Consider the following 12,947-nt stretch of genomic DNA (forward strand, 5'->3'; position numbering starts at 1 on the left):
TATCAGCGGGGGTGGAGTGGGTCGTCGACGAGGGAGGCGGCGGCGTCGGGGGGCTTGGAGACGGTGTTTGGTGGGGCGTTTCGGGCGGTGCGTGGTGGTGCTGGGGTGGTGGTGGATCGGGCGGGGTTGGCCCGGTCGGGGCCGGGTGGACGGGTGGCCGGTGTGCCGGGTGCGGCGGCGGAGCATGCGGGTCACGGGGTGGTGGTGGATGCGGGTACGCAGGTGGTGTTGACGGGGCAGGTGGAGGGTTTTCAGGTTGGGTTGACGTCGGGGTCGAGTGCGTTCAATGGGGTGTTGTTGCAGGGCGCGGCAGGGGTCGGGGATCGGATGCGGGCTGCGCGGGTGGGGGCCGAGCGCACCGGGTCTTCCGGCACGGACACCCCCGGCACGGATGACCCGGGCACGGGCACCCCCGGCACCCCCGGCACCGGCACTCCCGGCATGGGCGCTTCCGGCACGGGCACTCCCGGCACCGGCCCGGCTGACATCGGCGGTGCGGGTGGCTCGGCCGGCGCCGATCTGATCGGCTCGACGGGTGTCGGCACGTCAACTTCGGCCGGACCGCGGCCCGGGTTGGCGCCGGTGGCGGGGGACGTAATGCCGGCCGCGGGGCCCTCCGTACCGCAGGCAAGCCCGCAGCCGGTGCCGCCGAGCAGACTCGTCGGGGGCCCGACGGTTTCCGCAGGCGAGACCATTCCGCAAGCGTCGGCCCCAGCCGGCGGCGTCGTGCCGATGGCCGAGGCGGTGTCGGTGCTGGACGGATCGGCAGGCGTTGTCCACGGGGACGCGGTGCGCGCGGCGATGCGGGAGGTGATGGGCCGGTCCGACGTGTGGCAGGGGCAGCCTGACTGTGCGCTGCGGGTACGGGACCTGCTGGGGCAGCTGAGCCCGTACGGATATCCCGTGCGTGATGATCATTCCCACGCCAGGCTGATGGATGAGATCGCAGTGTTGAGCGGGGGCGGTCGCTTCCAGCAAGCGGACGTGGGGCGCCTGCGGGAACTGGCGGCGGGCGAGATGACCGTGGTGGAGATTCTGAGCCGCGAACGGCATGTGGTCGCCGTGCACCGCCGGACCGACGGCGTCTTCGAGATGATCGAGACACAGGGGGCGACGGAGACCGAGCGGTTCGTCGTGTTCCATCCCGATGATCGGCGACCTCCGATGCCGGGGCAGCCCGCCAAGCCGGTGCTGCTGGCCAACCCGATTCGGTTGTTGATCGGCGAGGACGACCAGGTGAGTCGGTTCACTCCGGCTGGGGTGCCGATGACCGGCATCCGGCCAACGCAGGCGTCCGACAAATCGATCGCCCCGTCGGGGACTGCCCGACGACCCTCCACCGCCACTGCCGGGACCGGGCCGACGCGGATCACGGTCGCGGACGCCCTGCTGGACCCACCGCTCACCAGCTCTCCCGGCATGCGACGCCGCACTCGCGCCCGGGTCGCCGAGCCCTCACCGGCGCAGGCCGCGACTGGGCAGGCCGCGACTGGGCAGGCCGCGACCGCGCAGGGCACGCCGGCCGCCCAGATGCCCGCGGCGGTGACGAACGAGGCCGGCCCGTCGCGGCCGCCCGAGCCGGGCGTCCCGGCCACCGGGGACAACCTCAAGCTCTATCAGGATCATCCGGAACTGCTGTACGAGGTGGACGGCGTCGTCGACCTGGAACGGCTGGTCAGTGACCTGCGTATCAGCGTCGAGCAGCGGGTACAGGCGCGCCCACGGCCGATGATCGCCCTGATCACCCCGGGCGGCCGGGAGACGGTCAGTGTCGACTTCACCGACATCGAGAACGCCCTGCGGAATGACCTTCCATCATTCTTCGTCAGCGGCGGCCGGACCTTCGACGTGCGGGACAGGCGTGGCCACTGGCACAGCGTCACCGTCTCCACCACCCGCCTGACCGACCAACAGCGATGGATCGACCAGAGCGCGGACAAGCTCAAGTTCGACACCAGGATCGACTCCAGCACCACCCTGCGGGAGACCGAGACCTCCGGGGACAGCTTCGCCCTGGGCACCGGCTTCATGATCGGCGGCCGGTACGGTCCGGGTGGTGGCCTCCACACCGAGGCGGCTCTGGCTCGCGGAAGCGAGACCAGCGAGAGCAGCGCGGTGCTGTTCGACTCGCACAACATTCGCAGCGGCGGTGGGTCCCATCTGGTGCTGGCGATGGTGCGGTTCACCGTGCGGGTGCACGAACCGGGTTCGGTCCCGGTCATGCCACCGGCACACGACACGACGGCAGACCAGCGAGCTCATTACCCGCCGCCGCCGGACGAGATCACCGCGCGGATCGGCTTCCGGGCCCTCGACGACATCCGCGAGGCCACGCCCCGCACCGGCAGTGTCCGGCGCGGCAGCTTCGACGTGTCCACTCTGGTGGAGAACCTGCACGTCGCCCGGATCCTGGACGCCCGCTTGGGCGACGGCGGCCGGCAGGGCTGGAACCAGGTCGCCGAGCTGATCCTGGACCAGTTCCGGACCACCGGCACCGCCGACGCGGGCAGCCCCAGCCGGGATCAGCTGCGAACGTTGTTGAGCGAGCCCAACGTCCTGGGCCACCTGCTTCAAGCCCTGGAGAGCAGGGTGAACTCGCCGCTGATTCTCAGCCAGTCCCGCCGACAGGCGGTCTCCCTCCAGCTCAGCGCCGAGGTGACCGGGATGGAGGTGATCGCCGACGTCAAGAAATCGTCGTTCCGGTGGCAGCCCGGCTACACGGTCAACGGCCGGGAACAGCATGCCAGCACGGTTGGTGGGGGCGGCACGTTCGTGCCGATCCGCTGGGGGTTCGGGCTGGGGTACGTGCAACTGCGGCTCAGCGCCGGCTTTCGGCGCAACACCACCACCAGCAGCCGGCAGAGCAGCACCAACCGGACCGGTACCGAGTTCAAGGACATCGAGAACGTCCTGGCCAAGGTGGAGTTCAGGCTGACCATCAACGTCGCCACCAGGGTCAACGCTCTGCAGAGAGGGCTCTTTCGCGGGGTACGACCGATCACGGTGGACCTGACCCTGCTGTCCCGGCTGCCCAGGACGAAGGCCGACGAACTGCTCAGTGACGTGCGCCCGGCGGCGGTCGTCACGCCCGCGACACCGGCGAACTCCTCGGCGGCAGCGGCCGAGGCCGGCACCAGCGCGGTGCCGCCATACGCCAGCAGGGGCGGGCACGCCATGCCGTACTCGATGAGCGGGTTCGCCGACCTGCAACAGCAGACCGCGCACCTGGTCCGGCGCTTCGGCGGAGGCTTCCTGCCCCGGTTCCGCGACGACGGGGTGGCCCGCCCGATGGGGTTCGCCAGCTCGGCCAGCGAACGGCAGCGCAACCAGGCGGAACTTGACCGTGTGCTGTCCGTACCGGCACTGCGGCAGAACTACTCGGCGCTACTCAACGGTGGCGTCGCCGCCCGGCTGACCCGGACCCACCCCCTCTCCACCACACATGTGGTCATCCACGTGACCGCCCAGCACGGGCAGCTGCGACACACCGGTACCGAGCCGAAGGTCGCGGTGCGTGCCTTCCAGGGGCGGGGCGAGCAGGACGGCACGGCAGGTGGCAGCAACTGGCGGGCTGCGGTGGCGGTGGAGGGCGCGTTCATCGGCCGGTACGACCAGCCGACCGTGAACGTCGGCGTCAGTCCCGGTGGCGGAATCGAGGGCCAGGGACGCTGGGCCCGGCAGGGCGGGGTCGACGTCACCGGGCAGGACACCGCGCTGCACGGCGGCTCGCCCGGCAGCCAACGCTATCGCGGCGACCTGGAGCTGGAAGTCACCGTCTACTCCTACCGGCTCGGGCCAGGGCGGGACCGGGCCGCCCGGTCAGGCCTGGGCCGGCGGGCCACGACCATCCGGCGGGTCGACGACGACGCTTTCGTCCGTGTGGACAACGCGGTACGGGTCGGGGCGAAGGAGTTGCCCCGGTACCGGCTCAGCGTCACCCGGCCGGTGGACGTGCTCTACGCAGAGAGCGCGGTACCCACCGAGAAGGTCGACCACCCGGTGTCGGTCACCGACCACGAGGACACGCCGCTGGTCCGTGCCTGGACGCGCCTGGACGATCTGCGTCACTACGTGGACCGTGCCTCGCCTGAGGCGACCGCACCACCGGCCGCGCATGACCCCAACCGCACCGTGGCCGAGTGGCAGTTCGTCGAGGCGCTGCCCGGCAGCGAGGAACTGCTCAAGCTGACCCGGAGCGCGGTGCAGGACATCCAGCGGTACCCCGACCGGGTGTCCCGGCGTCAGCTCGGCGGCCTGCGCGGCGACGCATCGCTGCGCGAGGGTATGCCGATCTGGGCCGAACTCACCGACAGGCTCACCGTCGGCCAGCAGACCACCAACCTCGAGGCGATGACCGAGCGGCAGTGGGATCTGGAACCGCTGACCACCGACGTCGACGGCGGCCGGCTGAACGTCTCGATCGTCGCCCGGCTGACCAACCCCCGGCTGGTACCCAACCAGTCGGAGATCACCACCGAGCACGCGCCCAGCGGCGGCGTGCAGGTGTGGCACCAACGGACGAAGGAGATGCAGATCCTCGGCCGAGGCCAGTTCGGTCTGTCCTTGCGCACGCCCTCCCAGCCCGCGGACCGGCATGGCGGAGGGGGCACCGGAACCGCCGGCTACCAGCGCGTCCTGTGGTACCGGCTGATCCGTAACCGGACCGCGGTCAGCGGCACCATCGAACGTAACGTCAACAACCGCAAGGGAAAGAAGCGAACGTTCCTCATCGTGGCGGACCTGCGGGCGACGGCCGTCGCCGAGGTGGGCAACCCGCCCGGTCTGCCCCGGTCACTGTCACCGTATCGGCCGGACAGCTGGCAGAAACCCAAATCGGCACGCCGCAGCGCCCACATCCACAATGCCGCATTTCTGCGGGTCAGCGAGGAACAGGCGGACGCCCTCGGCCTGTTCGGCGACGTCGATCAGGACATCCGCGACGAGGTCGGCGAGCCGGCTGTCGTCGAGCCACCGCCGCCGGCCCGGTTGCGGCCCGGCGGGTCGCCGGGGCTTGGGCTGCAGACCTTCCACACCGTCCCGTCGTTGATCGATCCGGCCGTCGAGGCGTTGCGGGTCGCAGTTGCTCGGCCTGGCACCCACTGGCTGGTCGAACGCATCCTGGCGGCGTTGACCGGGCAAACCGGTCTGGCTGATCCGATGCTCAACCGCCGCCGCATGCTGCACGTGCTGTCGCGGGCCGGAGTGCGGCGCAACTGGGCTGCTCTGTTCGACGGCGGCGTCTCCCTCATTCACACCGAAACGAACGTGTTCAGCCAGCGCCTCTACGACGTTCGCCTCACGGCGGACCTGCCCGACGACGGCATGACCCTCGACCGGTTCGTCGCCAACCACGACGACATGGACGTGCGCACGGTCGGTGCCCGGGGTCAGACCGCGCTGCTTCGTACCGCGCACGGCGGCGGCGCCTATGCCGGCGTGGCCGGGTCGGGGGTGTTCAAGCAAGCCGGGGCGCTCGCGCTTGGCGGCGGCTACCAGTACGGCACCGTCGGCCTGACCTCCACCACGACCGTCACCGACTCGCAGCAGCGGGCCAGCGACATCAGCTCGGGCCGCGGGGTGAAGGCCCGGATCACCCTCGTGCCGCGGTTCGAGATTCAGATCTACCACGAGGGCAGGCTCGTACCGGGCGATGCGATCACCTTTCAGGCGCCGGTGACCGTGGACCGGTGGGCAAGCGACCTACGGCTCGTGTCGCGCGGACAGCACCCGCCGCCACGGACGTACCGGCCCGATCCGACGCCCGGCCCGGAACCGGGCTGGCAGGTACGTAACGGACTGCTCCTGCCGCCCCGGTACGCCCCGGAAGGGCTCGCCGGCGCCGAGCATCTCCAACGTGCCACCCAGGCTCTGCTGGCCGACGCGTCCAAGCGCCTGCGGAAATCCGGATACGTCGGTGCGCACCAGGTGCACCAGGGGTTGACCCCCGAGCTGCTGCTGCCCAACATCGGGGCGACGTTCACCAACGACGCGGCCGAGGACGGGCTGGCGCTGCCGGCGGTGCCGAGCGCGACCGCGTCGATGCAGGAGGCGCTCATCCAGGTCAGGCTGGCGCCGGTGGCGGTCCGGCTGGCGGGGGTCGATTCCGGCGTCTACCGGGAACACGTACGCCAGGACGCGGCCACCGTCAGCAGCGGCTCGAACCGCCTCAGCCAGTCACTGCGCGCGCCCCGGCTGATTGTCGGTCGCGGCTACCTGGGCGACCCGTATCAGGCGCTCGAGACCGGCAACACCGGTCCGATCAGCGGCGACACGCTGGCGCTGTCGACCGGTGGCGAGGACTCCGCCACCAGCTTCGGCAACGTCAAGCCGGAGGGCCCCTCCGTCCTGGTCGAGTACGTCACTCAGCCCGCCGTGTCGGTGACCCTGCGGGGTGCCTTCCGCGAGGACCGGCAGTACACCGACGACAGGGTGGAGCGGGTCGTCGTGGCGCTACGGATGTCCCTGAACGACGCCCGCCGGGTGCTCGGCATCGCCGATGGCGGGCCGGACGTGCGCCGCGACTTCGACATGATCGTCGCGCACGAGAAGCGGCTGGCCGGGCTCGCCGACGATTTCGTCAAGGCGGGGGAGACGGAGGCGGCGGCTCGATACGCGGCGCTGGCCAGCAAGGCGGGCCGGCAGACGACGGACCCGGAGTTGGAACGCCGCTGGCAGGAGGCGAGTGGGCAGCGGAAGTCCGCCGAGGCCAACTGGTGGGCGGCGGCGCAGGACCACCACCGGAGGCTGGACGAGTTCAACGCCCGCTACGAGGGTCGCCCGGAGGCCAAGCCGTTCGACCTGGACCACGAGTACGGGCCGGTGGTCGAGCCGAAGCGCGTCAAGGAGGCCGAGAAGGCGGCCGACGGCGGGGTGCGGTTGAATCCGGTGTGGTATCGGCTGGATGACTTCCCGCCCACCCTGCTGGAGCGTAAGGACGCGCACTGGCACTACGCGGTCGACGCCGATGGTGAGATCCGGATCGGCAGCGAGGAGATCAGCACGGTCTTGGACGAGCCGGAGTGGCAGCAACTGCTGACCGGAATGCGGCGGGTCGAGGGCGACCTGACGATGGAGCAGTTGCGGGCGGCGTTGGACGGGCAGGGGCATCCCACGATCGCCGCCGGCTTCGACGAGGTTGGCGGGACGGTGGTGCAGGCGGCGCGGGTCAGCGGCGAGTTGAGCTGGAACGAGGCCGCAGGCCGGTGGGAGGCCAACGACAAGTCCGGGCGGTACATGAGTGACAAGGTCCGACCGGACCTCGAAGCAGCCGACGTCACCCGCTGGGTCGGCAACGTGGCCCGACGGATGAGCGCTCAGTTCGGCCCCGGGTACGAGGTGAGGCCGGTGCTGCTCAAACACGCTGACCCACCGCCACCGCCACCGCCGCCCGCGCCGCGCGACCTGGGCGTTACTGCCGACGCGCTGCTTCGGCCGTACCAGTCGATGCCGGCGGGCACCGGCGAGCCGCAGTTGGAGGCGCTCCGGCAGTTCGCGATCGCGGCGCTGTCCCAGGGCATCGACAGGGATACCGTGGCGAGCCAGCTCGCCGCCGAGGCGAGGCGTCTCGGCCTCGGTACCAGCCGAGGCGAGGCCCCGGCGGTACCCGCGGCGGTCAGGCGCTGACCGCCGCGACACCACGTACTCGACTCACCGGTGCCACTTCTGGTTCGCGGTGCCCGCGCACTCCCACAGTTGCAACCGGGTGCCGTCGCCGGTCTGCAGGTCCACCGCGTCGACGCACTTGTCCGCCCGCACGTTGACCAGGTCATGCGCCTTGTTCAGGGTGAACCGCTGGGAGGCGCTGCCGGAGCAGGGGCTGAGCAGGATCTTCGCGCCGTTCGCGGTAGACCCGCCGGCTACGGTCATGCAGCGGTCGAACGACCGGACCGTACCGTCGCTGTGGAACGTCCACCGCTGGTTCGGCCCGCCGTTGCAGCTCCAGATCTGCAACGGCGGGTTGCTCTGGTAGGCGCCGTCGGTCACGTCGATGCAGCTACCGCTGCCGTACCCGATGATCGGGCCGGCGGCACCGACCGGCTTCGGTTTCGGCGTACTGGCCGGTGGCTTGGGGGAAGTTGGCGGCGTGGTCAACTGCTTCGGCGGGACGTCACCGGCGGTCCTGCTCGGCGTCGCGCTCGTGGACGGCGCGGAGGGGATGCCCGACGGGCTGCTGGTGCGCTCGGCGGCGGTGACCGGTGGGGTGACACCGAACGGCGGTTGGCGTTCGTAGGTGCCGGTGTGGCGCTGGGTCAGGGAGATGAAGTCGCGTACGGCCGGCGTGTCCGGCACCCCGCCGGCGCGCTGCACCGCGGCCGGGCCCCACTGGAATGCGGCGAGTGCCTTCGGGTAAGCGTCGCCCTGGCCCACCTCGCCCATCTCCGTGATCAGGCGGCACATCACCACGCCGAGCGCCGCGATCGCCTGGTGCGGATCCCATGGTGAGGTGGCTGCGGCCCGCGGGGCGTATTCCGCCCAGACCGCCGGGGCGAACTGGGCGATGCCCTGGGCTCCGTTCGCGCCGAGCAGGTTCGGGTTGAACGCCGACGCCGCCATCAACTGGCCCGCGACCCGGGCGGGCGTCATCGCCGGGCAGACCTTCCCTGCGGCGCGGATGGCCTGCTGGTGCTCGACCGGTATCGGTACCGCCGGGGTGTCCGTGCCCGGCGGGACGCCGCCGACGGGCCCCGGCGACGGCGTCGGGCTGCTCCGGGCGAACTCCGGTTGGCGGGCGTACCAGGCCGCGTAGTCGGCCACGGTGTCGACGTACTCCTTGGCGCGGCCGGGGATCCCGCCGGCTTCCCGCACGGCAGGCAGCCCGTGACGGTACGCGGCCAGGGCGAGCCGCCATTCGTCACCGGCCACACCAGAATCTCGGACCTGCCCGGAGAGGTCGCACATGTGATGCGCGAGGGCGAAGATGTTCGCCGTCGGGTCGGCGCGCCGTGCCGTCGTGCCCGGCTTCCAGAAATCCCACACCGCCGGGGTGAGACCGGCGATCCCCTCGCCGCCGCCTTCGACGCGGGCGGCCGGGTCGAATCCCGACGCCGCCATCAACTGGCCGGCGAGCCGGGTCGGCGTGAGCATCGGGCAGGAGAGCGCGGCGGCGGCGATCGTCTGCACCTGGCTGGCGGGGACCGGCCGGCCGGGCGGGACCGTGCTGCCGGCGGTGGCGGTCCCGAACCCGGAGGCGGCGACCACGCCCGCCGTGGCGGCGAGGCCCAACAGCAGCCCCGCCGCGATGCCCCGGCGTAGAGGGAGGAACCTGCGCCGTGCTCTGCCGGCCGCGTCCGCCAGTTGCCTGAGCCTGGTCGGACCGCCGGTGGGTGGCGTGCGTCGCATCCTGATCGCTCCTCGGTACGTACCGATCTCCGAGGAGCACGACGGGACGGACGTTCAGTCGGTTCAATCGCCAGGCCCCGCTGAACCGGCGCGTCAGGCGTCGGTGCCGGACGTGCCCGTTGGACGGGGTATGGAGCGGGCGCGGAGGTGGGCGCGTTCGCCCTGGCGGCCGAAGAGGACGAGTGCCTCGACCGGGGCGGCGTCGGCGCTGCCGAACCAGTGGGGCACCCGGGTGTCGAACTCGACCGCCTCGCCCTCCGTCAGCACCAGGTCCTGGTTGCCGAGGAGCAGCCGAAGACGGCCGTTGAGCACGTACATCCACTCGTAGCCGTCGTGGACCTTCTGCTCCGGGGTGTCGCGCCGCGTCGGGATGATCACCTTGTACGCCTGCAACCCGCCGGCCCGACGGGTCAGCGGGATGAGCGTCATGCCGTTGCGCTGCACCGGGCGCAGGTGGATGCGCGGGTCGCCGGTCGGCGGCGCACCGATGAGTTCGTCGATCTGCACCCCGTACGCCCGGGCGAGCGGCAGCAGGAGCTCCAACGTGGGACGGCGGCGGCCGGCCTCGAGCCGGGACAGCGTGGACACCGAGATGCCGGTCTGGGCCGCCAGACCGGCCAGCGTCACCTGGCGCTGTCGACGGATCGCGCGCAGCCGGGGCCCGACCGCGGCCAGCACCTCGTCCATGTCGGCAGGGTTTGCCATTCTGGCAAGTTTAGTTGCTGAGGAGTCGGTGTGCGTCGATCGTGGATGGCATGACGCAGAAGTTTGATGTCGCGGTACTCGGCGGCGGCGCCGCCGGGCTGAGCGGTGCGGTGATGTTGGGTCGGTCTCGGCGTTCGGTGGTCGTGGTCGACGCCGGTTCGCCCCGCAACGCGCCCGCCGCGGGCATGCACGGTTTCCTGTCCCGGGACGGTATGAGCCCGCGTGAGCTGCTCGAGATCGGGCGGGCAGAGGTCGAACGCTACGGCGGGGTCGTGCTACCGGCGACGGCCGTCGCGGCGCGCCGCGCCGACGACGGGTGGTTCGAGGTGCGCCTCGACGACGGGCGTTCCATCGCGGCCCGGCGTCTGCTGGTGACCACCGGGCTGACCGACGAGCTCCCCGACGTCAGCGGGCTGGCGGAGCGCTGGGGTCGCGACGTGGTGCACTGCCCGTACTGCCACGGGTGGGAGCACCGCGACCAGCCGGTCGGCGTGCTCGCCACGCACCCCGAATCGGCGGTGCACCAGGCGCTGATGTTCCGGCAGTTGACCTCGGACGTGACCGTCTTCCAGCACACCGCCCCGGCGCTGACCGACGAGCAGCAGGCCCAACTGGCCGCCTGGGGCATCGGCCTGGTCGCCGGATCGGTGGCGGCAGTCGAGGTGACCGACGACCGGATCACCGGGGTACGGCTGGCCGACGGGACGGTCGTCGCTCGCTCGGTGGTGGTCGTCGCGCCGCGGCTGGTGGCCAACGGGCGTATGCTCACCGACCTCGGCCTCCAGCTCACCCCGCACCCGATGGGCATCGGCGAGTCGATCGCGGCTGACCCGAAGGGGCAGACGGAGGTGCCCGGGGTGTGGGTCGCCGGCAACGTCACCGATGTCATGGCCCAGGTGGTGACCGCGGCGGCTGGCGGAGCGGCAGCCGGCGCCGCGATCCATGCCGACCTCATCGCCGAGGAGACCCGGCTCACCCTCCAGGTGTCGTCGCGGGAGTACTGGGAGGAACGGTACGGATCGGCTCAGCGGGTCTGGAGCGGCAAGCCCAACCCGCAGCTCGTCGCCACCGTCGTCGACCTCCCGGCCGGTACGGCGCTGGACGTCGGCAGCGGTGAGGGCGCGGACGCGATCTGGCTCGCCTCGCGGGGATGGAAGGTCACCGGGGTGGACGTGTCACAGGCCGCGCTGGACCGGGCCGCCGAGCACGCCAGCGATGCCGGCGTGCAGGTCACCTGGCGGCAGGCCGATGTCACGACGTGGGAGCCCGCCCCGGCGCAGTTCGACCTGGTGTCGGCGCAGTACGTGCACCTGCCCGCGCCGGTGCGCGAAGCCCTGCACCGTCGACTGGCCGCGGCCGTCCGCCCGGGCGGCGCGCTCCTCATCGTCGGTCACCACCCCGCCGACCTGGACACGCCGGTACGGCGCCCGCCCCTGCGCCACCTGCTCCATTCGGCCGAGGAGATCGCCACCGTGCTGGACCCGTCGGCCTGGGACATCACCACCTCGGCCGTGAAGCGTCAGATCACCCAGGACGGGCAGGAGATCACCCTCACCGACGCGGTGCTGCGCGCGGTGAGGCGCCCAGCCGAGCCCCGGTCAACCGGAGTGGATCGCCCGTAGGGCACGGTAGGCGCCAGCCGGGTCAGCCGGCAGGTCGTCGCCGCGTCGGGCTAGCTGGCGTACGTCGTCCAGCAACTCCCGGGACTCGGCCTCGCTGAGTTCGTTGTCCGCCTGCTGGTCGCGGCTCAGGCCCTTTTCGAGCCACCGCTGCACGTCTGCCCAGGAGTGCCAGTCACCGCGTCGGTAGACCACCTCGATGTCCGACTGTTGGTACTCCATGTCAGCCTCCCCTCGTGGGTCCGCCGCCCGATTACCCGCCCCGCCGGTCGTCGAACGCGGGACAACCACAGGAGGGCACCGCTCGCCCCGCTCTCGATGACCTCGCGTGTCTTCGGCGAGCCAGCGGGTAGCCGGAGCAGGGCGAGCGACCAGAGAGGTGATCGGATGATGAACCGGAGCACGCCACCGATGGCGCCGAGCAACGAGGCCACCCGGGAGCAGCTGGACGTCGCACGCGCCGAGGGGGATGCCTACCGGCGGGCGATGCAGGCGATGGCCGACGAGGAGGGTGCGGTGATGGCCCAGGCCGGCGATCTGGTCATCGGCTTCGTCAACGAAGCGGCCGAGGGGATGTACGCCCTCGACGGCGACCGCCTGGTCTGGCAGGAGGCGGCCCAGGACGCGAACGTCCATCTGGAGGTGGCGGTGGCCGACGCCGGTGACGGGCGGTTCGTGCCGGGCCTGTCGGTGCGGCTGGAGTTGACTCGCGACGGGGTGCCGGTGCTCGCCACCGAGTTGCCGTTCCTGTGGCATCCGTTCCTGCACCATTACGGCACGAACGCGGTGGTGCCCGACGAAGGGCCGTACCGGGTGCGCGTACGGGTGGAGCCGGCGGGTTTCATGCGGCACGACCCGGTCAACGGCCGCCGGTACGCCGAGCCGGTCGAGGTGCACTTCGACGACGTCCGGCTGACCAATGGGCGCAAGCCGAGCCCGGATGCCGAGCCGCGCGGGGCGGAGGCCCCCTCGGCCAGGGCCGGCCGGGTCGCCTGAGGCAGGCGTTTTGATCCTGGCGGATCGGGTAGCCGGCGGCGGCTGGAAGGTGGTGGACAGGTGAATCTCGGCAAGCTTGGTGACGTGGCGGTGGGTGCGGCCGGTGACGTGGCCGGCAGCGTGGTGGATCCGAAGGCGGGAGCCGTTCGGCTGCGGTCCGCGGTCACGCCCCGCGCCGTGGTCATGCTGGCCGCCGGCCTGTTCCTCGGCTACCTGCTGGCCCGGTCTCGGCGCCACCACTGACCAAGCTCAACTGCGGCCCTGGGCACGGAGCACCGCGACTGGCGG

At 71.6% G+C, this 12,947-nt stretch carries 7 protein-coding genes and 1 pseudogene; 5 read left to right on the forward strand and 3 right to left on the reverse strand.

Going from position 1 to position 12,947, the window contains the following annotated elements; all coding sequences use genetic code 11:
* Nucleotides 1-87 precede the first annotated feature (87 nt).
* On the forward strand, nucleotides 88-7,623 hold the full coding sequence (locus Vqi01_RS07730; protein WP_204033909.1) for a hypothetical protein: 7,536 nt from the start codon (nucleotides 88-90) through the stop codon (nucleotides 7,621-7,623).
* A 24-nt stretch (nucleotides 7,624-7,647) separates the two neighbouring features.
* Here Vqi01_RS07730 and Vqi01_RS07735 read toward each other — a convergent pair whose 3' ends face one another.
* Both Vqi01_RS07735 and Vqi01_RS07740 read right to left on the reverse strand, forming a co-directional pair.
* Complete coding sequence (locus Vqi01_RS07735) at nucleotides 7,648-9,339, reverse strand: ricin-type beta-trefoil lectin domain protein (protein ID WP_204033910.1); 1,692 nt, start codon at nucleotides 9,337-9,339, stop codon at nucleotides 7,648-7,650.
* Between the two features lie 93 nt (nucleotides 9,340-9,432).
* The gene (locus Vqi01_RS07740; RefSeq protein ID WP_204033911.1) at nucleotides 9,433-10,044 is read right to left on the reverse strand and encodes a helix-turn-helix domain-containing protein; all 612 of its coding nucleotides are present in this window, start codon (nucleotides 10,042-10,044) and stop codon (nucleotides 9,433-9,435) included.
* A gap of 50 nt (nucleotides 10,045-10,094) precedes the next feature.
* Here Vqi01_RS07740 and Vqi01_RS31765 point away from each other — a divergent pair.
* Together Vqi01_RS31765 and Vqi01_RS31770 are read left to right on the forward strand one after the other, a co-directional pair.
* A pseudogene (locus tag Vqi01_RS31765) lies at nucleotides 10,095-11,015 on the forward strand (NAD(P)/FAD-dependent oxidoreductase); the annotation flags it as partial.
* 12 nt (nucleotides 11,016-11,027) lie between these two features.
* A complete protein-coding gene (locus tag Vqi01_RS31770; RefSeq protein ID WP_239098250.1) occupies nucleotides 11,028-11,666 on the forward strand; it encodes a class I SAM-dependent methyltransferase in 639 nt (212 codons plus the stop codon).
* Here Vqi01_RS31770 and Vqi01_RS07750 read toward each other — a convergent pair.
* A complete protein-coding gene (locus Vqi01_RS07750) occupies nucleotides 11,643-11,885 on the reverse strand; it encodes a hypothetical protein (RefSeq protein ID WP_204033913.1) in 243 nt (80 codons plus the stop codon). The two genes, Vqi01_RS31770 and Vqi01_RS07750, sit on opposite strands and share 24 nt — an antisense overlap.
* A 165-nt stretch (nucleotides 11,886-12,050) precedes the next feature.
* Here Vqi01_RS07750 and Vqi01_RS07755 point away from each other — a divergent pair, with 165 nt between their 5' ends.
* Nucleotides 12,051-12,659 carry an iron transporter gene (locus Vqi01_RS07755; RefSeq protein ID WP_204033914.1) on the forward strand — a complete coding sequence of 203 codons (609 nt, stop codon included), beginning with the start codon at nucleotides 12,051-12,053 and terminating at the stop codon, nucleotides 12,657-12,659.
* Between the two features lie 60 nt (nucleotides 12,660-12,719).
* Nucleotides 12,720-12,902: a hypothetical protein gene (locus Vqi01_RS07760; RefSeq protein ID WP_204033915.1), complete on the forward strand. Its 183-nt coding sequence runs from the start codon at nucleotides 12,720-12,722 to the stop codon at nucleotides 12,900-12,902.
* Nucleotides 12,903-12,947 lie beyond the last annotated feature (45 nt).

The sequence above is a fragment of the Micromonospora qiuiae genome, from assembly GCF_016863555.1.
Classification (GTDB): domain Bacteria; phylum Actinomycetota; class Actinomycetes; order Mycobacteriales; family Micromonosporaceae; genus Micromonospora; species Micromonospora qiuiae.